General features: G+C 58.8%; 1 protein-coding gene. It reads left to right on the forward strand.

The window, feature by feature from the left end; genetic code table 11:
- The coding region (locus HEM79_RS23245) for a DUF2345 domain-containing protein (RefSeq protein WP_183082736.1) at positions 1-250 on the forward strand (250 nt) is incomplete at both ends.

Here is a 250-nt window from a genome sequence, read left to right on the forward strand (position 1 = left end):
GTATCCGGCGGATATCCGGAGTCAGAAAATGCTGACGGATGCCCTGACGGACCTGGCACAGCCGGGGATGGTCCTGAATGCACCGCAAGGCATCAGCATCAGCAGCCCGGAAGGTGTGCGCGTTTCCTCGGGCAGTGCCAGCGTGGGGATTATGTCCCGACAGAATACGGATATCAGTGCACTGAAGCGTTTTACGGTGGCAGCGGGTGAAGCCATCAGTATGCTGGCCTGCAAGACGGGGATGAAACTG

The sequence above is a fragment of the Escherichia sp. 93.0816 genome, from assembly GCF_013368855.2.
Classification (GTDB): domain Bacteria; phylum Pseudomonadota; class Gammaproteobacteria; order Enterobacterales; family Enterobacteriaceae; genus Escherichia; species Escherichia ruysiae.